Consider the following 18,696-nt stretch of genomic DNA (forward strand, 5'->3'; position numbering starts at 1 on the left):
GGACGCTGCGTGAGCGCGAATGAGAGTGCATTGTAGAGTGGGTCGCCAGGTGTGCGTAAAAAGCATCCAACATCAGCCGCGCGCCGCCTTGCACGGCATGACGAACGCTTACCGCGGCGGGTTGTAGCGCAGCAGGCGGAAAGAAAACGAAAGAAAAACCAGCTCAGTGGGGAGCCGCAGGCAGACCTCTCGCCGCAGCGCCGCTTGCCTCGGCCGTAGCAGCGATCGCAGGCACGGTAAACGTATTTGCCCGGTAACCGGGCGCCGCGCAACGCTCATCCTTGCAAGTGTCGGCGGCCGTCTCAGGATGCTGACCAAGGTCTTGCGACGCAGCGATCCCGGCGAAATCTTCGGCGCGCAAGCTGACCTTTTGGGCATAGGCCTTTGAACCGCCGTAGTTCTTGAGCGCGGCGTTCAGGTCGCCGTTCGCCGAGCGCATGTAGCCGTACAGGATGGCCGAGCCCGCTTCGATGTTTGCGGTCGGCTCCGTGAGATCCTTGACGTTCCTCAGCAGCCCGCGATGAGCCTGCGGCACCACCTGCATCAGGCCGGTCGCACCGTTGGCGCCTTTGGCCTTTTCCTTGAAGCGGGATTCGATCGAGATGATGGCCAGCAGAAGCGCCGGCGGGAGAGAATATTTCGATGCGGCGGACTGTACCGCGTCGGAAATCTTTTGAGCTTTATCCTTTGCCAGACCGAACTTGTGCGTCAGATACGCGGACATGCGGTCGGTGGTCTCGTCGGCCGTGGCGGTTTGCATCAGGCCGAGCGAAAGCACGATCAGGCAAAGTAACCGGCTCATGACGGGAATGGAAGGATGAGAATCCGCGCATTATAGCGCCGGACTGAAACGAGGCGGCCGGTAAGCGGAATTTCTCTTTTTAAATCAAGGACGATGGGTTGCCGGCGCTGTTCACGTGATTCCGGTCGCGTTCAGATCGCCACCGTCGGTCGGCGGGTCGGAATGCCCGCCCCGGATTGCCGAACAGATCTTCCTCGGTTGTCAACTTACGTTCCGTTAGTTGCATTGTGCTCCACGACAATGATTGAGGTCGTTGATGTCAAAGTGAAAGCTCAGGCCCACTGGTTCGATCGAGAATGCTCCAGTTTCGCGAGCAGCGAAGCTTCACGATGCTGCCGCTCCGTCCACAACTTCACGACGTCGGCCTCCTCGCCCTGCCGGTTGAATTTCCCTGGATTTGAGACAATGAACGCCGCCCGCGAATATCGTGGCGGATAACCGGATGTAGGCTTGACGTTTTGCACCGATGCCGCCCCCTCGAACAAAGATATGTTTTCAGATATGAGCAAGACTGTGTTTATTCCCAGCGTCCCCGGGACGTCGGAGGACGATTTTGAAGTGTCGGCCATGTCGAAGATGGCCGGCTACCGGCGTTTTTTTGGCGTACTGAAAGTGGTACGGTCTACCGATGGCCGCGTGCTGTTTCCGTTCGACGGCGCCCCGCAACTCGGCCCGTATCCGTCCAGGCTGGAGGCGATTGCAGCCGCGCAGGTGTACGGCGAGCACATCGTGGCCAGCGACCTGGCGCGCCCGGAGTTGTGAGGAGGGCGTGCGGCGAGCCGTCGACCGGTCGCCTCGGGTGATCATTTCGGAGCAACGAATGGCTAGTCTGCGCAGAAGGGGCTCATGGGCTGCCGTCATGTGGAACGCGGCCGTGCTGATGACAGTGCTGACGGCCGCAGCCCCTCAACCCGGCTTCGCGCAGAATGCCGACGTCGGATACGACACCGCGCAAGCGGCACTCGGGAAAGCGGACGTCGTTCATGCGCAGGTACGCGTTGCCGCGATCAATGCCGCCACCAATAGCGTGACGCTGCGCGGCCCGCGCGGCAATCTTGCCGATGTGGACGTGAATCCCGCCCTGGTCGACGTTACTCGGCTGCGGGTCGGCGACAAGCTGGACGTGGCTTATCAACAGGCACTCCTGCTTCGCATCGACAAGCTCGCGACAAAAGGTGTGCGTGAGCGCGTCGAGACGACCGTGGCGATTCCGGCATCGGCGGGGGTGACATCATCCGCGCATCGGGTGCGGGTTGTCGCGACGGTGACGAAGATCGATCGCAACAACCGCCTCGTGACGCTGCGTGGACCACGACACAAGCAGGTATTGCGGGCCGCGCGGGACATTCCGCTCGATCAGCTGAGAGTCGGCGACAGTGTGCGGGCCGAGTTTATTTCGGCGGTGGCCGTGGCGTTGGCAAGGAGTTGATTGTTGCCTGCGCCGGCGCTGATGATCAAGCCGCTCAGGAAGATTCTGTTCTCTGAACAGCACGCAGTTCGGTCTGCTGCAAGACTTCGTGTTTTCGCCGGCGCACGCGACGACAACCGCACGGCGCGCGCGTCTACGTTGCCGACTGCTTCGCGCGGCATGGCGCCGCGCGATTGCACTGCGTCCGGTTACGTCGAAGAAGACGGCTGAAATGCCATTCCGCCCTCGGCCTCGCTCCAGCTCGCGACCCATTCAGGTAATGCCGGCGACCCTTGAGTTATGCCGGCCAGTGCCAGCAATTCGGCAGTCGTCACGGTACCGCCCTTTTGTTTCAGGAACCGCGCCCGAACAACGGCCAGCGCGACTTGCACATCGCCGCGCACGAAGCCCTGTTCGATGAAGATGTGCTTTTCATCCCAGCCGATAACGCGAGTGTGCACGTCATAGCGGTTACCCAGCTCCAGCGAGCGATGAAAGCGCAGCGTTTCCAGCGTGACGACCGGATACCAACGTTCTGCTCTCAATTGCCGCCACAGGCCGCTGCGCATCATCAGATCGACGCGCGCAAGATCGAGGATCGTGAAATAGCGTCCGTTATTCATGTGGAACAATACGTCGAGATCGTTTATCCACACACGAAACGGCGTGACGCAGGTGTCGAGCACGTGCAGCCGGCTGCGGCGAGCGCTGCTCAACACCAGCAGTATTAGACGTAGCAGGAGACTCATGCGATAACCCGGTGCTCAGATAGCTGCCATGGGTGGCGGGGACTGCATGGTAGCCGCGATAATGAAACACCGCGCGTCGGACGCGGCTCAATCTGTAGAGCACCGTCTCGAATATATGTTCACGCCAGAACGGTAAAGCACTCGTCGTGAAGCTCGGCGTTTCGAAAGCGGCAATGAAAAGTGGCCATCGGGAATGGTGGTTGCCGAACGTTGAAAACTTTTTTCTACCCTGCAGACAATTTCTCGATGTGCAGAGGTACATTAATTCGGTTACCTGCCCGTAAGTCACCGGAGCTGCGAATGTCGGACAACAACGAGTTAGCCACTAGGCCGGAATACGTTCCGCAAGCGCTGCGAACACTCGCGGCATATCTGGAGCGTGCACTTGATAGCGCGACGAGCATCGTCATGATGCGGCCCACCGACGATGTCTGTATCGTGTATTTGGGCGACCCCGCGGGTCTGCGCGAAGATCTGAAGCAGATTGCTACGATTGCAACATCGGTTGCAAACAGTATGCTGGAGTCGACTTTTTCGGGCGTGAACGAGTTGCAAATCGACGGCCAACTCTATCGTTTCGCCCGCAGCTTCACGCAGGTCGACGACATGGCGGCTGTTGTCTTTTCAATGGATTAGCCCTCGGCTTGTTGCTACGCAGCTGCTTTCCTGCGCCGACGACGCGACGTCGCGCCTGGTTCTCAACACCCCGGGCGGCAACTTGGTCGGAGTGGCGCAGTCTCAAGAACTGTGACCCGTTGGCCGCTCGACTTGCATTGTCTTGCCAGGCGCCGGCCCTGCGGTAACCGGTTCAAAAGGAGGACTAATGCATCCGCGACGATGTTTGGCATTTCTGTTTTCCATGGCAACACTCAGCTCGACCGGAGCATGGGCGAGCGATATTCAATGCGCTACCACGCGTCAACCCGCCGAGCGCGTCATATGCGACCACGCGATACTCAACAACGAGTACGACGATATCGCCGCTGCGCAGCAGGCCTTGCTGAATAGCGGGAAGCTATCCCCCGACCAGCTCACCCGGTGGAGGCAATCGCGAAACGCCTGCTCCGACGTCCACTGCATTGACACGGTATTTGCGCAATGGAAAACAATGGCCAGGGCGGTCGAAGCAAATGCTGCCGTTGTGCCAGCGCCTGCTATTGCCTCAGCGACGGAAGTAGCCCCTGTCGGACCTGCTTCCGATGCAGACACTCTTTCTGCATCTCAAGGCCTACCCGCATCCGCGGCGGCATTACCAACCTCCGAAGCGTCGCTTGTGCGTCAGGGTAGCGCGGCCGGCATTGCGCTCCCGCAGCCGGTCGCGAGCCAGGTTTCTTCGCCAGTGACCCCATCCTCAGCGTCCGGCGTGGGTGAATCTCGCAGCAACGCAGGGTTGAGCGCTGGACTGCTGCTTGTCTTCCTCATTGCGATTGCTGCGGGTGCGTTCTTCATTCGACGAAGCATAGGCCTTCGGCGCAGCGAAAAAACGCGGGAGCGTTCGCGGTAATAACATGCCTGAATTGGGCCGATTCGGATGAAGCTGGACGGCTTTGCGAAATAGACCTCTGCCTATGTCAGCAGACGCTGCGTGGAAGCGCTGGCTGCGATTGCCGGGCCTCGTCTGAAGGCAGAAAAAAGGGGCGCTGGAAAAAATCTCCAGCGCCCCTTCGACATTAATTCGGGCTAAGCCTCGTCAGGCAAGGCTGCGCGACCGGGAAGAGCCCTCCAACCGGAATTAATGCTACCCGGCATGGTGCCGCGAGCCGCCCTCACTCCACCGTCACCGACTTCGCCAGATTCCGCGGCTTATCCACATCCGTGCCTCTTGCGCACGCCGTGTGATACGCCAGCAACTGCAGTGGAACGACATGCAGAATCGGCGACAGCAAACCATAGTGCTCCGGCATCCGGATCACATGAAGCCCTTCATCGTTGACGATCTTCGTATCCGCATCGGCGAACACATAAAGCTCACCGCCGCGCGCGCGCACTTCTTGAATATTCGACTTCAGCTTCTCCAGCAGCGCGTCATTCGGCGCTACCGTCACCACCGGCATCGCTTCGGTCACGAGCGCGAGCGGCCCGTGCTTCAACTCACCGGCCGGATAAGCCTCGGCATGGATATAGGAAATCTCCTTGAGCTTCAGCGCGCCTTCGAGCGCGATCGGGTAATGCATGCCGCGCCCGAGGAACAGTGCATGTTCCTTGCGCGAAAACTCTTCCGACCACGCGATGATCTGCGGCTCCAGCGCCAGCACGCTATTCAACGCGGCCGGCAAGTGGCGCAACTGCTTCAGGTAGTCGGCTTCCTGTTCTTCGTTCAGATGACCGCGCAGCTTGGCCAGCGTGGCTGCCAGCACGAACAGCGCGACCAGTTGCGTCGTGAACGCCTTGGTCGACGCCACGCCGATCTCGCGGCCCGCGTGCGTCAGGAACGACAACTCCGTCTGACGCACCATTGCGCTCGTGCCGACATTGCATACCGCCAGCGTGTGCTTGTGTCCGAGCGACTGCGCATGCTTGAGCGCCGCAAGCGTATCCGCCGTTTCACCCGACTGTGAGATCACCACCACCAGCGACCTCGGATTCGGCACCGACTCGCGGTAACGATACTCGCTGGCGATCTCCACCTGGGTCGGAATCTTCGCGATCGATTCGAGCCAGTACTTCGCCGTCAGGCCCGAGTAATAGCTCGTGCCGCACGCGAGAATCAGCAGGCTGTCGATCTGCGCGAACACGTCGCCGGCAGCTTCGCCGAAGATCGATGCGTCGAACGAATCGGTTTGCGGAATCGTGTCGGTGATCGCACGCGGCTGCTCGAAAATTTCCTTTTGCATGAAGTGGCGATACGGGCCGAGTTCGACCGCGCCGCCATAAGCCGCCACCTGACGCACGTCGCGCTGCACCTCGTTGCCATCGCGATCGGCAATACGCACGCCGTCGAGCGACAGTTCGCACACATCGCCTTCTTCGAGGAAGATGAAGCGTTCGGTGCTGCCCGCGAGCGCGAGCGCATCCGAGGCGAGGAAGTTCTCACCGTCGCCGAGCCCGACCACCAGCGGCGAGCCCTGGCGCGCGCCGACCACCGTATGCGGCTGATTCCTGTGCAGCACCGCGATAGCGTACGCGCCGTGCAATTGCGCGATCGCTTCACGCACGGCGGCGAACAGGTCGCCGCGATACACGCTGTGAATCAGGTGCGCGATAACCTCGGTATCAGTCTGCGAGACGAACTCGTAGCCCTTGCCCCGCAGCATTTCACGCAGCGATTCGTAATTCTCGATGATGCCGTTGTGTACCAACGCGAGCGCATCTTTCGAGAAGATCGGGTGCGCGTTGTCCGTCACCGGGGCGCCGTGGGTCGCCCAGCGCGTATGCGCGATGCCCGTGATGCCTTCGAGATGGCCCTCGCGCACCTGCTCGTCGAGATCGGCGACACGCGCGACGCTGCGCGCGCGGCTCGGTCCGTTCTCGCCCAGCACTGCGACGCCACACGAATCGTAGCCACGGTACTCGAGGCGCCGCAGTCCTTCGATCAGGACGGAAACAATGTTACGTTGCGCAACCGCGCCGACAATGCCACACATGGCTCATTCCTTTTCAGTGCTGGGTTTCAGGGAGCGCGCTTCGCGCACGCATCACGCCCATCAGCTTTTTTTCTTGACTGGGCGAACATAGCCCGTTTTGCTTGTTTGTTTTTTATCGTTCAGGACCAGCGCTTCGGCTTCGACGTCCTTCCAGACCGTCGTGCCCGCCGCGATCGTCGCGCCGCGCTGCACGCGCACCGGGGCCACCAGTTGCGTGTCTGAACCGACGAACACGTCGTCCTCGATGATCGTGCGGAATTTGTTCGCGCCGTCGTAGTTGCAGGTGATCGTACCCGCGCCGATATTCACGCGCGCGCCAATATCCGCGTCGCCGATATACGTAAGGTGATTCGCTTTCGAACCGCGACCGAGCACCGCGTTCTTTATTTCGACGAAATTACCAACATGAGACTCGTCTTGCAGCGATGCGCCTGTGCGCAAGCGCGCATAGGGGCCCAATACGACATGGGCCCCGACTTCGGCGCCTTCGATGTGCGTGAACGCGTCGACGCGCGTGCCGGCGCCGATGCTCGCATTGCGAATCACGCAGTTCGGCCCGACGGTGACGTTGTCGGCCAGCGTCACGCGGCCTTCGAACACGCAGTTCACGTCGATCGACACGTCGCGGCCACATTCGAGCGTGCCGCGCACGTCGAGGCGCGCCGGATCGGCGAGCGTCACGCCCGCCACCAGCAGAGCATCGGCAACGTTGCGCTGATGGATCCGTTCAAGTTCGGCAAGCTGCTGCTTGCTGTTCACGCCGAGCGTTTCCCACTCGTCGTCCGGCTGGGTAGTGACGACTTCGAGTCCGGCTTCGATCGCCATTTCGACCGCGTCAGTCAGATAGAACTCGCCTTGCGCGTTGTCGTTCTTCAACGCCGCGAGCCAGCCGGCGAGACGTTCGGTCGGCGCGACGATGATGCCGGTATTGATTTCAGCGATCTTCAGTTGCTCGGCGCTCGCGTCCTTCTGTTCGACGATACGCGACACCTTGCCCTGCTGGTCGCGCACGATGCGCCCGTAACCGGTGGGGTCGTCGAGCGTGACGGTCAGCACGCCATAGCCGCCCTGCCCCGCGCGATCGGTCAGCGCGCGCAGCGTGCTGGCGCGCGTGAGCGGCACGTCGCCGTACAGCACCAGCGTGGGCGCGGACGGGTCGAGCAGCGGCAGCGCCTGCTGGACCGCATGGCCGGTGCCGAGTTGCTGGTCCTGCACCGCGAACTGCACGTCCGGCGCTGCAGCCGCCTCCCGTACGGCTTCGGCGCCATGGCCGACCACGACCACGAGCCGCGCGGGTTCGAGCGCGCGAGCCGTGTCGATGACGTGAGCGAGAAGCGGCCTGCCGGCCAGAGGATGGAGCACCTTGGGAAGCGCGGACCGCATGCGCTTGCCGGTGCCTGCCGCCAAAATCACGATGTTCATGGCGTCGGCAATCAGTCAGTTTGTGGCCGACGATTCTATCATGCGCTAAATGCCGCAAAAGGCGCGCTGGCGCGCATTGGACGGCGGGTGCGATAGTGCGAAAACGCCCATTTTCCGGGCGTCTCGGTCAAAGATCGTCGAACTGGACAATCGAAATCGGCTTCGATGCGCCAAGCATGGCGCCATCTTCGTTAGCGGCCGAACACGGCTCTTCGTCGAACGCGATATCGCCTTGCGGATCGGCCTCGCCCGTTGCGCGCAGGCCCGCAAACGGGAACAGCTTGTGGTCCATCAGATGCGACGGCACGATGTTCGACAGCGCGTTGAACATGTTCTCGATACGCCCCGGGAAACGCTTCTCCCAGTCGCGGATCAGCGCCTTCATCTCGGCGCGCTTCAGGTTGGGTTGGCTGCCGCACAGATTGCACGGAATGATCGGGAATTCGCGCAACTCCGCGTATTTCTCCAGATCGGTTTCCTTCACGTAGGCGAGCGGCCGGATCACGATGTTCTTGCCGTCGTCCGATTGCAGCTTGGGCGGCATGCCCTTCAGCTTGCCGCCGTAGAACATGTTCAGCAGCAGCGTTTGCAGGATGTCGTCGCGATGATGGCCCAGCGCGATCTTGGTCGCGCCGAGTTCGCCCGCGACGCGGTACAGAATGCCGCGCCGCAGCCGCGAGCACAGCGAGCAGGTGGTCTTGCCTTCCGGCACCAGCCGCTTGACGATGCTGTAGGTGTCCTGGTTCTCGATGTGAAACGGAATGTCGAGCTGCTGCAGATATTCCGGCAGGATGTGCTCCGGGAAGCCCGGCTGCTTCTGGTCGAGATTCACCGCGACGATGTCGAAGTTGATCGGCGCGCGTTCGCGCAGCCGCATCAGGATGTCGAGCATCGTGTAGCTGTCCTTGCCGCCGGACAGGCAGACCATCACCTTGTCGCCTTCCTCGATCATGTTGAAGTCGCCGATCGCCTCGCCCACCTGGCGCGCGAGGCGCTTGAACAGCTTGTTGTTCTCGTAAGCTTCCTTCTGCTCGCGGCGCGTGAGCGGCGACTTGGCCTTCGCCGCGGGCGCGCTGTCGTTCAGGATTTCCGGAGCATTCATGGCTCAATCCTCTTTGATTCGGAAAACTTCGACGCCCACCGCGTCGCAGTCGGGATACACGTCCGGCTTCTCGGTCGACACGCGCGCGGCCCGCACCTGCGGATGCTCGAGCATGGTCCTGACGAGATCGTCGCACAGCGTTTCCTGCAAGTGGATGTGACCTTGCTCGACGCGGCGCGAGATGGTGGAGCGCATGAAATCGTAGTCGACGACTTCGTTCAGCTTGTCCTGAACCGGCGTGGACAGCGCGAGCGGCACGAACAGTTCGACGTTGATCACGACGCGCTGTTCGCCGCGCTTTTCGAAATCGTGCACGCCGATGTTGATGTGCACTTCGTAGTTGCGCAGAAAGAGCCGGCGGCAATCGGCGAGCCGGGGGTGCGAAAGAGCGGCAAACATGTTCGTTCCAGTCGAAAAAAGCGTGCGGGGCACGCAAGGGGGCGCTTCACTGCGCGACGGCCGCCTGTCCAGGCAGGCCGCGCGCGCCTCAGGCGCCCGTCAAAAACATAACGTCGCGCGGCAGCGGCACGAGATGCTGCCCGCCGTCGACCACCAGCGTCGTTCCGGTGACGCCGGCTGCATCCGCGAGATACAGCGCGGCGGCGACAATATCCTCGGGCCGCGACGCGCGGCCCAAAGGCGTGATTCGGTGAGCGGCCTCGAAACCGTCCTGCGTCTGGTCGGCAGATTGCATCGTGAGACCGGGCGCGAGCCCGACCACGCGCACCTTCGGCGCCAGCGCCTGCGCCAGCGCCACCGTGGCGGTTTGCAGCGCCGCCTTCGACAGCGTGTACGACAGGTAATCCGGATTCATGTTGTACAGCTTCTGATCCAGCACGTTGATTACCACCGCGCGCTGGCTTTCGTCGATGCGGGCGGCCTCCGGCGTCGCCTCGAACAGCATGCGCGCGAGCACCAGCGGCGCACCGAGATTCATCGCGGTCAGCTTTAGCAGCAGGTCGTAGCCGACATTGCACGCCGTGTCTTCCTCGAAACGCGACGCGTTGTTGACGATGCACACCGGCCGGCCCAAGGCCGCCACACAGGCCGGCAACAACCGCTCGACCTGCGCCTCGTCGCCCAATTCCGCGTGCAGCGCGACCGCCCGGCGGCCCAGCGCGGCAATTTGCGCAACCACTTCGTCGGCCTCTTCGCGCGAAGCGCCGTAGTGAACCGCCACATCCCAGCCGCGCGCGGCAAAGCCGAGCGCGAGCGCGCGCCCGATGCGGCGGGCGGCGCCGGTAATCAGCACGACGCGGGGCATTTCAGGGGCGCGGTCAGCGGCGGTGTCCAGAGAGGCGGTCATTTACAATGCGGGGATGAATCCGAAAGCTCATCAACCCGATAGTTTACCTGCTCCCGGCCCAAGCGCGCTGGCGCAGTCCGAAGCACTGGTCGCGCGGCTGCGCGCGGAGCTCGACAGCGCCGGCGGCTGGCTGCCGTTCGACCGCTACATGGAGCGCGCGCTGTACGCGCCGGGACTCGGCTATTACAGCGGCGGCGCGCGCAAATTCGGTCTGCGCGGCGACGACGGCAGCGACTTCGTCACCGCACCGGAGCTGTCGCCGCTGTTCGCCGCGACGCTCGCGCGCCCGCTGGCCGAAGCTCTGGAAGCGAGCGGCACGCGCAAGGTGATGGAGTTCGGCGCCGGCACGGGCAAGCTGGCCGCCGGCGTGCTGAACGCGCTCGACGCGCTGGGCGCCGAGTTCGACAGCTACTCGATCGTGGAGCTGTCGGGCGAATTGCGGGAACGTCAACGTGAGACGATCGCGGCGGCTGCGCCCGCGCTGCTTGCGAAAGTCCGTTGGCTGGACGCGTTGCCGGAGCGCTTCGAGGGTGTGGTGATCGGCAACGAAGTGCTGGATGCGATGCCCGTGCGGCTATTCGCGGCAACCGGCGGCGTCTGGCACGAACGCGGCGTGGTGTGGCGCGACGAGGCGTTCGCGTTCGACGATCGCCCCGTATCCGCGGCAGCGGACACCGCATTGCTCGCGGACATCGACACTGCCGGCGAAGACTACCTGACCGAAACCCACGAAGCCGCCCGTGCCTTCACGCGCACCGTCTGCACGATGCTCGCGCGCGGCGCGGTATTCCTGATCGACTACGGTTTCCCGCGCCACGAGTACTACCACGCGCAGCGCGCGCAAGGCACGCTGATGTGCCACTACCGGCACCGCGCGCACGGCGATCCCTTCCTCTATCCGGGGTTGCAGGACATCACCGCGCACGTGGAATTCACCGGGATCGCCGAAGCCGGTGTCGAAACGGGTGCGGATTTGCTGGGCTTCACGTCGCAAGCGCGCTTCTTGCTGAATGCGGGCATCACCGACGCGTTATCGGAAATCGATCCGGCCGACACGGCTCGCTTCCTGCCCGCGGCGAATGCGGTGCAGAAGCTGTTGTCCGAAGCGGAGATGGGCGAACTATTCAAGGTGATCGCCTTTTCGCGCGGGCTGGACGACACGCTGCAGGCGTTTTCCAGCGGCGACCGCTCGCACACGTTGTGATCTTTTGCCTGATTGGGCGTTAGGAATTCGTGATGATCCGCTGGCTCTTGACTACGTTCGTTGCGGTGGCGGTGTTGTCGGCCTGCTGGCCGTGGCTCAGGAAGATCGGCATCGGCCGGATGCCCGGCGACGTGACGTTACGCCTGTTCGGCCGCGAGTATCCGTTTCCGTTCATGTCGACGCTGGTGCTGTCGATGATCCTGTCGCTGCTGGCGAGGGTGCTTTGAGTTCGCATTGCCTTTGACCACGGCGGCCTACGCCGCGAAGGTCAAAGGCAGCCACACCACCGAAGCGCCCTACCCCAGCGCCGCTTCCACCGCGCGCACCCGCTCCTGATGCACGGCGTCCTTGATGCCGGCAGGCGCATCGGCCATTCGTTTGGCGACCGCACCGGCATCGACGCCGCGCGCCGCGACGAGCGCCACCCTAAGCCGCTCGGCCTGCGGATAGTCGCGCATCTCGAAACCCAGCCGGCCGCGGGCATCGGCTTCGCAGGCCTGCAAGGCTTCGGCGAAGCGCGCCGGTTTGCGAAGCGCGTCGCTGCGTTCGAGCAATCTCACCAACGCCGCCGCCCCCATCTCCATCACGCGATGAATGTTGCCGTGCTCGCGGGCCACCAGCAGCGCGAGATCGCGGCAGTCGTTCGGCACGCGTAGCCGGTCGCAGAGCGGCTTGAGCAGATCCACGCTGCGCCCCTCGTGGCCGATATGCCGCGGCAGCACGTCCTCAGGCGTGGTCGCCTTGCCGAGGTCGTGCGTCAGCGCGGCAAACCGGACCGGCAGCGCATAGCCCTGCTGGGCGGCATGATCGACCACCATCATCACGTGCACGCCAGTGTCCACCTCGGGATGATAGTCGGCGCGTTGCGGCACGCCGAACAGCGCGTCGATCTCCGGCAGAATGCGCGCCAGCGCGCCGCATTCGCGCAGCACCTCGAACATGCGCGACGGCTTTTTCTCCATCAAGCCGCGCGACACTTCCTGCCACACGCGTTCGGCTACCAACGCATCCACTTCGCCCTCGGCGACCATCTTGCGCATCAGCGTCAGCGTTTCCGGCGCGACCGTGAAGTCGACGAAGCGCGCCGCGAAGCGCGCAATCCGCAGAATCCGCACGGGATCTTCGAGGAACGCGTCGCTCACATGCCGGAATAGCCGCGCCTGCAAGTCCGCCTGACCGTTGAACGGGTCGACGACCGGACCGCTCAACTCGCCGTCCGGCCGCACCTCGCGCGCCATCGCGTTGATCGTCAGATCGCGGCGCGCGAGGTCTTCCTCCAGCGTGACGTCCGGCGCATAGAAGAACTGGAAGCCGTGATAACCCGCCGCCGTTTTGCGCTCGGTGCGCGCGAGCGCGTATTCCTCGTGCGTCTGCGGATGCAGGAACACCGGAAAATCCTTGCCCACCGGACGATAGCCCTGCGCCACCATCTGCTCGGGCGTCGCCCCCACCACCACGTAGTCGCGGTCCTGCACCGGTACGCCCAGCAACTCGTCGCGGATCGCGCCGCCTACCGCATAGATGTTCATGGGCATACGTCTTGATAGGCAATCGCGTGGGTCTCGCGACGCGAAGCGTCGATCCATGCCTGCACGGCCGGCAACGCGGTGATCCGCTCGACGTACGCCGACGCGGTTTCAGACAACGTCGGCTGCCACGTGTTGAAGCGCATCGCGACCGGCGCATACATCGCATCGGCAATGCCGAACTCGCCGAACAGGAAAGGTCCACCATGCGCGTCGAGGCACTGGCGCCAGATCGTCTCGATCCGCGCGATATCGGCGAGCACCCCCGGCGTTGCGTTCTTGCCCGGAAACGACGCGCGAATGTTCATCCACATGTTCGAGCGCAACTCGCCGAAGCCCGAATGCATCTCGGCGCTCACACTGCGGGCGAGCGCGCGCGCCGCCGCGTCGCGCGGCCACAGCGCGTGCTGCGGGAAGCGCTCGGCCAGTGTCTCGGCGATCGCCAGCGAATCCCAAACGGCCTGTCCCGCGTCGTCGATCAGGCACGGCACCTTGCCCGGCCCCGCCGGCGCATGAGCGAGGATCGCGGCGGTCGTGCCGGGCTCGTACAGGTGGATCAGCACTTCGTCGAACGCAAGGCCGAAGTGCTTCAGCAGCAGCCACGGTCGCATCGACCATGACGAATAGTTCTTGTCACCAATTAGCAGTTTCATGCTTCGTTTCAATGGAGAGGATTTGAACGAGGTACCTCAGCGTCCGGCGCTCGCGCGAAACGTGTCGAAGCGCGAACGCGTCGACGCGCCGGTCAGATACACGGGCGCAATCGTTTCGATACTGGCGGGCTCGATACCGAGTTCAGGCGCGAGCGGGCCGCTCAACACATTGTCGACTTTCATCGAATCGAGATTGTCTCGCGAGATCACGGGTTCGCCGGGCGCCATTTCGAAGGTCAGCGCCTGCAGGCGCGCCAACGCGTCCGGCAAACGGATGATGCGTGCATGCTTGCCGATCACGTCGCCGCAATAGGTGACGAGGTCTTCGAGCGTGTAGACGGTCGGGCCGCCCAGTTCGTAGGTGCGGCCGCTCGCGGCGTCGAGATCGAGCACGTTGACGATCGCCTTCACGACATCGTCGACATACACCGGCTGGAATTTCGCATCCGGCATTGCGAGCGGGAGCACCGGAAACATCCGCTGCAGGAACGCGAACTTGTTGAGGAACTGGTCCTCAGGACCGAAGACCACGGACGGCCGGAAGATCGTCCACGCGACGTTCGCCGCATGCACCGCTTTCTCGCCGTCGCCCTTCGAGCGCGAGTACATGCTGGGTCCGTTCGGATTGGCGCCGAGGGCGCTGAGGTGGATCAGCCGGTGCACGCCCTTGCCTTCGCAGGCGGCCACGATCCGGGTCGGCAGATCGACGTGCATGCGCGCGAACTCCGGACCGTATGGCGTGCCGCGCTTGCCATTCAACGTGGCGACGAGATTGATCACGCAATCGGCGCCTTCGACGAAGCGCGCGAGCTGGACCGGATCGAACACGTCGGTTTCGATCACATCGATGGGAAGCAGCGTGAGATGGCGGGCGTTATAACGCCGCCGCGTGGCGATACGCACGTCTTTGCCCGCTTCGACGAGCGCGTTGACGAGATGGCTGCCGATGAATCCGGAACCGCCGGTGATCGCAATGGCTTTGTGTCGCATTTTCGACTCCCTGATGGAAGCCGCGGCAACGGCTGGCGTGGCGCGCCGAGGCCTCGAACGAGGCCGCGGCGGCACGGCGCTTTACGGCGCGATATAACCCAGACGCGCCTTCAGCGATTGCGGACGGCCTTCGAACAACGCCGCGTAGTAGACCGTGTTGGATAGCACGTTCTTGACGTAGTCGCGGGTTTCCTGGAACGGGATCGCCTCGGCGAAGATCGCGCCTTCGACCGGATGCTGCAACGACTGCCGCCAGTTGCGCGGACGGCCCGGACCTGCGTTATAGCCGGCGGTGGCCAGCACGGCGGACCCGTCGAACTGATTGTAGATCATCGACAGGTAGTTGGTGCCGAGCAGGATGTTGGTGTTGATGTCGTTCATCTGCTCGCGCGAAATCGGGCCCAAGCCGATCTTTTTCGCAACCAGTTGCGCGGTGCCCGGCATCAACTGCATCAGACCGCCCGCGCCGACTTCCGAGCGCGCGTTGATGATGAAGCGCGATTCCTGGCGAATCAGCCCGTACGCCCACTCCACGTCGAGCCCACTCGACTGCGCATCGCGCTCGACGATATCGCGGAACGGCGACAGATAACGCAGCGAGAAATCGTGCTCGCTCTTCGTGCGGTCAGCCGTGTTGACGGTGCGGTCATAGAGCTGGATACGGCGCGCGTATTCTGCCGCCGCGAGCAGCTGGCGGTCGCTCATCGTGCGCAGCGGCCAGTTCCATTCGCGATTGCCTTCGAGCCGCAAATTCATCGCATAGAACCGCTGCGCGAGATCGAAGCCCGGCGTGTTGCCAGCCTGCTGGACTTCGGCGTCGCTCACCGAAGTTTTCTGCGGAACCGAGATCTTCTGGCCGAGTTCCTCGGCGGCCAGTTGACCGTAGAAGTTAAAGTTTTGCGCGATCGACTCGAATTCCTGGTTCGCCGTGGCCGTGTCGCCCGCCTGCTTCAGCGCGCGCGCGTGCCAGTAGACCCACGACGGCTGCTTGCGCAACGCCTCCGGCATCTGCTCGATCGACCAGCGCACCATGTTCCAGTCACCCGCCAGCAGCGCGGTGCGGGTGCGCCATTCATACGCGGGGTTCGACAGCTGCGCGTTCGCCGACAGCCGGTACCAGTCCACCGCGCTCGGCATCTGCTTGGCGGCCGCCTGATAGGCAATCGTGCCCCAGCCGATCGCGCGCTCCGGCGAGTTCAGCGACGGCGCGACCGACGCGAACGTGGCCGCGGCCATGGCCGGATCGTTGCGCGCCATGCGCGTGATCGCCAGCAGCGCGAGCTGATGCGACTGCGCATCCGGGCCGACGCCGCGCGCCAGCAACAACGGCGGCGTGCTCGTCGCCTGGCCGAACAGAACCGGGTCGGGCGCCTGGTTGCCGAGCGCGTCGAGCAGCTTGCTGCCAGTGCTCGTGTAGTTCTGTTCGTACGCGAGACGGATCTGCTGCCAGACGTCGTCGGCACTGAACTGGCGGTTCACGGCGAGCACGGTGATCAGATCGACGCAGCCGTCGCCGTACCACTTCGGATCGACCAGCAGCGCGCGCGCCGCGTCGGCGACGTTTTCGCCGCGCGAGGCGCGCGATTCGAGCGCGTAGCACTTCACCTGGGTGTCGTCGTTCAGCACGAAGCGCGCGTATTGCTGGTCGAAGTTGCGCCAGTCGTGACGCGTGCCGAGCACCGTGAGGTAGTCGTTGCGCAGACGGTCGGCAATCGCCTGGCCGTCGTACTTCTGCAGAAACGCCAGCACCGGCGCGTCCGGGGCGTCGACGCGCGCATGGCCGGTCGAATCGAACAGTTGCGGCTTGAGCTGGAAGTATTCCAGATACGAAGGCGCCGGATAGTTCGGGATCATGCTCGCCAACTGTGCCGCGCGCGCCGCATCGTTATTGCGGGCTGCCTCGCGCAACTGGATGAAGATCTGGTCGTCGTTGGTGAGCTGCGAAAAGGGAACGGGCTTGACGGCGGAGGCCGTGCTGCACGCGACGAGTGCCGCAGCGGCGAGCGCCAGACCGGCCGCGCGATATACTCGATAAAGGCGTTTTGACATCGTTGTTTCTGGAGCGCGAATTGGACCAAAGCATAGCATGCAACCCTGTGCCAGCCGCGAAAAAGGCGCTGCGCCGCGCGCTATTGGAAACGAGGCTGCAAGCGGCTTCCGAGCCTGCGCACAACGCCGCGCTCGGCCGCTACGTGCTCGATGCGTTGGAGCACTATGGTGTGGACAGCGTAGGATTCTACTGGCCGCTTTCCGGCGAATTCGACGCACGCGCTGCGATCTCTCTGTGGCTTGCGGCCAACGCTCAACGAGAAGCCAGCTTGCCGATTATCAAGACACGCGGCGCACCGCTCGAATTCCATGCGTGGCATCCCGACATGGAGATGAAGATCGGTCATCACAAGATTGCCGAGCCGGTGTCCGGCCAAGTGGTAATTCCCGAGTTGCTATTCGTGCCCTGCGTCGGTTTCGACGACGCCGGCTACCGGCTCGGTTATGGCGGCGGCTATTACGATCGCACCCTGGCCGCCTGGCCGGGTGCGAAACGGCCACTGACGGTGGGCATCGCGTATGAGGCGTGCCGCACGCCAGCACTGCAACGTGAAGCGCACGACATTGCTCTCGACCTGATCGTTACCGAGGCGGGCTTCCATCCACGCCCGGCAAGTTGAGCCGCGCTGGCGGCGCGCTTACTGGCTTCACCCCGCGCGCCAGCCCAGCAGTCCGTTACAGGGACGCCGCCGCCCGCGCGGCCGTGTCGTACAGACCGGACGCGTTGCGCATCAGCTGCGCCGCGTCGCCGATCTGTTCGTTGGTCAGGCCGCTTTCCTTCAGCGTCGAAATCAGACAGCTCTCGCGCACCTCGCGATACTTTAGACACAACTCGCGGCCCGCTTCAGTCGCCGAAAAGAACACTTCCTTGCCGGTCTTTTCGCTTTTTACGTACCCTCTAGCTACGAGTTTCTTCAACGCATAGGTGGCGACGTGCGTGTCTTCGATGTTCAGCACGAAGCAGATGTCCGCGAGCTTCTTGCGACGCTCGCGGTGGCTGACGTGATGCAGCAGCGAGACTTCGATCGCGGTCATGTCCTTGTCGCCGGCCGCGGACATGCAGCGCACCATCCACCGGTTGAAGGCGTTGCCCGCCATGATCAGCGCGTATTCGAGTTCGGACAGTTCCGCACTGGTCTCGGAGACGAGATGTTCCGACGAGACGATCTTGGTGGGATGACGCGACATGACGAAGAGTCCGAGGGACAGGATGAGAAGGTGTCGGGAGTGTACGACGAGCCAACCATCCCGGCGAGCCTGGCACAAACGCTTATTGAGAAATTGTTGATATTTTATTGATAATGTACGCTTCTACTACCGCATACCGGCGCGGATTGCGCGTCAAAGGGTCTGCCGTGCCCGCTTCCTGCCACCCGACCTGGGCCGTTAAGCCATGAGCCAACCAAGAATTTTTCCGCTCGGCGATGCCGCGCTCGTCTGCGAAGCGGCGCCGCCCGCCACGCTGGAATGCCAGCGGCGCGTGTGGGCGGCCGCCGCGCTCGCGCGCGACTGGCCGCATGTGCTGGAGGTCGTGCCGGGCATGAACAATCTCACGCTCCTGTTCGATCCTCTCGAAGCCGATCGCGACGCGCTCGGCGAACAGTTGCTGGCCGCGTGGGACGCCGCGGGCAAGACGCCCGAGCCGGGTCGCGAGGTCCAAATTCCGGTGCAGTACGGCGGTGAGTTCGGCCCCGACCTGCAGGCGGTCGCCGATCACACGGGTCTGACCGTGCGCGAGGTCGTGCAGCGTCACGCAGATGGCGAGTACGTGGTCTTTTTCCTCGGCTTCCAGCCGGGCTTCGCGTACATGGGCGGTCTCGACGCCGCCTTGCATACGCCGCGCCGCGCGTCGCCGCGGCTGGAAGTGCCGGCTGGCTCTGTCGGCATCGGCGGTGAACAGA

The 18,696-nt window shown here is 63.4% G+C and carries 19 protein-coding genes; 7 read left to right on the forward strand and 12 right to left on the reverse strand.

Annotated elements, in window-relative coordinates; all coding sequences use genetic code 11:
* Positions 1-163 precede the first annotated feature (163 nt).
* Positions 164-802 carry a lytic transglycosylase domain-containing protein gene (locus CIC12_RS18710; protein ID WP_168665791.1) on the reverse strand — a complete coding sequence of 213 codons (639 nt, stop codon included), beginning with the start codon at positions 800-802 and terminating at the stop codon, positions 164-166.
* A gap of 501 nt (positions 803-1,303) precedes the next feature.
* Here CIC12_RS18710 and CIC12_RS18720 point away from each other — a divergent pair.
* A complete protein-coding gene (locus CIC12_RS18720; protein ID WP_168665824.1) occupies positions 1,304-1,564 on the forward strand; it encodes a DUF6723 family protein in 261 nt (86 codons plus the stop codon).
* Positions 1,565-1,622: 58 nt separating this feature from the next.
* The gene (locus CIC12_RS18725; RefSeq protein ID WP_168665794.1) at positions 1,623-2,231 is read left to right on the forward strand and encodes a hypothetical protein; all 609 of its coding nucleotides are present in this window, start codon (positions 1,623-1,625) and stop codon (positions 2,229-2,231) included.
* Positions 2,232-2,419: 188 nt separating this feature from the next.
* Here CIC12_RS18725 and CIC12_RS18730 read toward each other — a convergent pair whose 3' ends face one another.
* A complete protein-coding gene (locus CIC12_RS18730; RefSeq protein WP_342030550.1) occupies positions 2,420-2,896 on the reverse strand; it encodes a thioesterase family protein in 477 nt (158 codons plus the stop codon).
* 363 nt (positions 2,897-3,259) lie between these two features.
* Here CIC12_RS18730 and CIC12_RS18735 point away from each other — a divergent pair, with 363 nt between their 5' ends.
* Positions 3,260-3,595 carry a hypothetical protein gene (locus tag CIC12_RS18735; RefSeq protein ID WP_168665798.1) on the forward strand — a complete coding sequence of 112 codons (336 nt, stop codon included), beginning with the start codon at positions 3,260-3,262 and terminating at the stop codon, positions 3,593-3,595.
* Positions 3,596-4,725: 1,130 nt separating this feature from the next.
* On the opposite strand, the gene glmS is transcribed toward CIC12_RS18735, so the two are convergent.
* The 5 genes from glmS to CIC12_RS18760 all read right to left on the reverse strand — a co-directional run bounded on the left by glmS (position 4,726) and on the right by CIC12_RS18760 (position 10,373).
* On the reverse strand, positions 4,726-6,543 hold the full coding sequence (gene glmS, locus CIC12_RS18740; protein ID WP_168665800.1) for a glutamine--fructose-6-phosphate transaminase (isomerizing): 1,818 nt from the start codon (positions 6,541-6,543) through the stop codon (positions 4,726-4,728).
* A 60-nt stretch (positions 6,544-6,603) separates the two neighbouring features.
* Complete coding sequence (gene glmU, locus CIC12_RS18745) at positions 6,604-7,965, reverse strand: bifunctional UDP-N-acetylglucosamine diphosphorylase/glucosamine-1-phosphate N-acetyltransferase GlmU (RefSeq protein ID WP_168665801.1); 1,362 nt, start codon at positions 7,963-7,965, stop codon at positions 6,604-6,606.
* Positions 7,966-8,092: 127 nt separating this feature from the next.
* On the reverse strand, positions 8,093-9,067 hold the full coding sequence (gene ttcA, locus CIC12_RS18750) for a tRNA 2-thiocytidine(32) synthetase TtcA (RefSeq protein WP_168665803.1): 975 nt from the start codon (positions 9,065-9,067) through the stop codon (positions 8,093-8,095).
* A gap of 3 nt (positions 9,068-9,070) precedes the next feature.
* Positions 9,071-9,466, reverse strand: coding sequence for a dihydroneopterin aldolase (locus tag CIC12_RS18755; RefSeq protein ID WP_149669888.1), 396 nt, complete (start codon positions 9,464-9,466; stop codon positions 9,071-9,073).
* Between the two features lie 88 nt (positions 9,467-9,554).
* A complete protein-coding gene (locus CIC12_RS18760; protein ID WP_168665805.1) occupies positions 9,555-10,373 on the reverse strand; it encodes an SDR family oxidoreductase in 819 nt (272 codons plus the stop codon).
* 13 nt (positions 10,374-10,386) lie between these two features.
* Here CIC12_RS18760 and CIC12_RS18765 point away from each other — a divergent pair, with 13 nt between their 5' ends.
* Positions 10,387-11,577, forward strand: a complete 1,191-nt coding sequence (locus CIC12_RS18765; RefSeq protein WP_168665807.1) for a class I SAM-dependent methyltransferase — start codon at positions 10,387-10,389, stop codon at positions 11,575-11,577.
* Between the two features lie 32 nt (positions 11,578-11,609).
* Positions 11,610-11,804: a DUF2905 domain-containing protein gene (locus CIC12_RS18770; RefSeq protein WP_168665809.1), complete on the forward strand. Its 195-nt coding sequence runs from the start codon at positions 11,610-11,612 to the stop codon at positions 11,802-11,804.
* A gap of 69 nt (positions 11,805-11,873) precedes the next feature.
* Here the strand turns inward: CIC12_RS18770 and CIC12_RS18775 are convergent, their stop codons facing one another.
* The 4 genes from CIC12_RS18775 to CIC12_RS18790 all read right to left on the reverse strand — a co-directional run bounded on the left by CIC12_RS18775 (position 11,874) and on the right by CIC12_RS18790 (position 16,795).
* Entirely contained in the window at positions 11,874-13,106 is a 1,233-nt protein-coding gene (locus tag CIC12_RS18775; RefSeq protein WP_168665811.1) for a multifunctional CCA addition/repair protein, read from the reverse strand.
* Complete coding sequence (locus CIC12_RS18780; RefSeq protein ID WP_168665813.1) at positions 13,103-13,756, reverse strand: glutathione S-transferase family protein; 654 nt, start codon at positions 13,754-13,756, stop codon at positions 13,103-13,105. Before CIC12_RS18780 ends, CIC12_RS18775 begins: the two co-directional genes overlap by 4 nt.
* Before the next feature lie 36 nt (positions 13,757-13,792).
* Complete coding sequence (locus CIC12_RS18785) at positions 13,793-14,746, reverse strand: complex I NDUFA9 subunit family protein (protein WP_168665816.1); 954 nt, start codon at positions 14,744-14,746, stop codon at positions 13,793-13,795.
* Between the two features lie 81 nt (positions 14,747-14,827).
* The gene (locus CIC12_RS18790; protein WP_168665818.1) at positions 14,828-16,795 is read right to left on the reverse strand and encodes a lytic transglycosylase domain-containing protein; all 1,968 of its coding nucleotides are present in this window, start codon (positions 16,793-16,795) and stop codon (positions 14,828-14,830) included.
* Between the two features lie 20 nt (positions 16,796-16,815).
* On the opposite strand from CIC12_RS18790, the gene CIC12_RS18795 reads away from it, so the two are divergent.
* Positions 16,816-17,415: a 5-formyltetrahydrofolate cyclo-ligase gene (locus CIC12_RS18795; protein WP_238812710.1), complete on the forward strand. Its 600-nt coding sequence runs from the start codon at positions 16,816-16,818 to the stop codon at positions 17,413-17,415.
* 55 nt (positions 17,416-17,470) lie between these two features.
* Here CIC12_RS18795 and CIC12_RS18800 read toward each other — a convergent pair whose 3' ends face one another.
* Positions 17,471-17,983: a winged helix DNA-binding protein gene (locus CIC12_RS18800; RefSeq protein ID WP_042327041.1), complete on the reverse strand. Its 513-nt coding sequence runs from the start codon at positions 17,981-17,983 to the stop codon at positions 17,471-17,473.
* 205 nt (positions 17,984-18,188) lie between these two features.
* Here CIC12_RS18800 and pxpB point away from each other — a divergent pair.
* Positions 18,189-18,696 (forward strand): 5-oxoprolinase subunit PxpB (gene pxpB / locus CIC12_RS18805; RefSeq protein WP_168665820.1); only part of this gene is annotated, 508 nt, incomplete at its 3' end.

The sequence above is a fragment of the Paraburkholderia sp. SG-MS1 genome (assembly GCF_012275575.1).
Lineage (GTDB): Bacteria > Pseudomonadota > Gammaproteobacteria > Burkholderiales > Burkholderiaceae > Paraburkholderia.

Bases quoted from the DNA above. Each gene is read 5' to 3' on its own strand.
- CIC12_RS18710 (WP_168665791.1), bottom strand. From the start codon at position 802: ATGAGCCGGTTACTTTGCCTGATCGTGCTTTCGCTCGGCCTGATGCAA.
- CIC12_RS18720 (WP_168665824.1), top strand. From the start codon at position 1,304: ATGAGCAAGACTGTGTTTATTCCCAGCGTCCCCGGGACGTCGGAGGAC.
- CIC12_RS18725 (WP_168665794.1), top strand. From the start codon at position 1,623: ATGGCTAGTCTGCGCAGAAGGGGCTCATGGGCTGCCGTCATGTGGAAC.
- CIC12_RS18735 (WP_168665798.1), top strand. From the start codon at position 3,260: ATGTCGGACAACAACGAGTTAGCCACTAGGCCGGAATACGTTCCGCAA.
- glmS (WP_168665800.1), bottom strand. From the start codon at position 6,543: ATGTGTGGCATTGTCGGCGCGGTTGCGCAACGTAACATTGTTTCCGTC.
- glmU (WP_168665801.1), bottom strand. From the start codon at position 7,965: ATGAACATCGTGATTTTGGCGGCAGGCACCGGCAAGCGCATGCGGTCC.
- ttcA (WP_168665803.1), bottom strand. From the start codon at position 9,067: ATGAATGCTCCGGAAATCCTGAACGACAGCGCGCCCGCGGCGAAGGCC.
- CIC12_RS18755 (WP_149669888.1), bottom strand. From the start codon at position 9,466: ATGTTTGCCGCTCTTTCGCACCCCCGGCTCGCCGATTGCCGCCGGCTC.
- CIC12_RS18760 (WP_168665805.1), bottom strand. From the start codon at position 10,373: ATGACCGCCTCTCTGGACACCGCCGCTGACCGCGCCCCTGAAATGCCC.
- CIC12_RS18765 (WP_168665807.1), top strand. From the start codon at position 10,387: ATGAATCCGAAAGCTCATCAACCCGATAGTTTACCTGCTCCCGGCCCA.
- CIC12_RS18770 (WP_168665809.1), top strand. From the start codon at position 11,610: ATGATCCGCTGGCTCTTGACTACGTTCGTTGCGGTGGCGGTGTTGTCG.
- CIC12_RS18775 (WP_168665811.1), bottom strand. From the start codon at position 13,106: ATGAACATCTATGCGGTAGGCGGCGCGATCCGCGACGAGTTGCTGGGC.
- CIC12_RS18780 (WP_168665813.1), bottom strand. From the start codon at position 13,756: ATGAAACTGCTAATTGGTGACAAGAACTATTCGTCATGGTCGATGCGA.
- CIC12_RS18785 (WP_168665816.1), bottom strand. From the start codon at position 14,746: ATGCGACACAAAGCCATTGCGATCACCGGCGGTTCCGGATTCATCGGC.
- CIC12_RS18790 (WP_168665818.1), bottom strand. From the start codon at position 16,795: ATGTCAAAACGCCTTTATCGAGTATATCGCGCGGCCGGTCTGGCGCTC.
- CIC12_RS18800 (WP_042327041.1), bottom strand. From the start codon at position 17,983: ATGTCGCGTCATCCCACCAAGATCGTCTCGTCGGAACATCTCGTCTCC.